Annotated in this window: 1 protein-coding gene; it reads right to left on the bottom strand. The window is 50.9% G+C overall.

From position 1 onward, the window contains the following. Positions 1-23: 23 nt before the first annotated feature. A complete protein-coding gene (locus VEB01_RS09695; RefSeq protein WP_324874937.1) occupies positions 24-845 on the bottom strand; it encodes a class I SAM-dependent methyltransferase in 822 nt (273 codons plus the stop codon). Positions 846-1,026 lie beyond the last annotated feature (181 nt).

The raw sequence follows: 1,026 nt of genomic DNA, 5'->3' as shown, positions 1-1,026 counted from the left end.
CTTATCGCAGCACCAGTCGGCGTTCAAGGGGCCATTGCATCATCTGTGACTTCCCGCTTGCGGCCTTCCGAAATACCTGGGTCGCAGTGATGCGTCTTCACGAATGCCATGGAGAAAGTTTCGGCTGCCTGATCGCGCTTTGCAAGCCAGAATAAGATTACCCACAGCCGCCATAAGACATAGACCGGGAATAAGAATGAAAAATAGGAGCTTTGGTAATACAGGCGCGAGTCGACGAGGCGAAGCCCGCGTGCCGCGGCTATCTTCCTGAAGTCGGCCGGCGTGCAATGATCGTAATAGCTGGGAAAGCCGTGTCCCGTACGCATGTGCGGAAAGATAAAGAACATTAGCGACCGCTTCAACCGTTCTGGAAGAAGCAGATTGAGTCGAGCAAAGACGGCATTACGTGAGGGCACGAAGATGATCGCCGTCCCGTCTTTTTTCAGAATCGAAGCAATTGATTCGAATGCCGCACTAACGTCTTTGACATGTTCCAGCAGCGCCTGGCAGATGACGAGATCCGCTGTGGCATCTCCGGAGAACGAAGTAATGTCGGCACAAATGGTTTCGTCGTACAGTCCTTTCGGCGCTTTCGACAGCTCGCCGGCGTCGATATCGAGTCCGGTCACCGTGAGCCCAAGCCGCCTCTTGGTTTCCCTATCAATATAGGGCTGCTTTCCACCGCCCACGTCAACGATTTTCATGCCCGGTTTTAAAAACAATCGGGCGAAGCTGCGCCGGAAATCATCATTCCCATCCTTCCGGAATTTTTCCGGGATCGCTAAAGAGTCAAACTTATTACTCCAGCGGCAATTAAATTCGATGAAACTTCTTACCAAATTCATTCTCGCGCTCCTTGATTGGCGATAGCAGCACATCCTGCGACCAAAGTGTCTCTATCGCGTCTGCCACTTTAATGGAGCTGGAGGCAAAAAACCATCTCAAAAACCTGATGCATTTGGTGTGCATCAATATATGCATTCGATGAGTTCGCAAGATGTGCACTCAATGAAAATGCAGTTTCAG

The sequence above is a fragment of the Methylocaldum sp. genome, assembly GCF_035627495.1.
Lineage (GTDB): Bacteria > Pseudomonadota > Gammaproteobacteria > Methylococcales > Methylococcaceae > Methylocaldum.
Note: the sequence above shows the minus strand (reverse complement) of the source record. Positions and strands in the feature narration are given on the sequence as shown.

Bases quoted from the DNA above. Each gene is read 5' to 3' on its own strand.
- VEB01_RS09695 (WP_324874937.1), bottom strand. From the start codon at position 845: ATGAATTTGGTAAGAAGTTTCATCGAATTTAATTGCCGCTGGAGTAAT.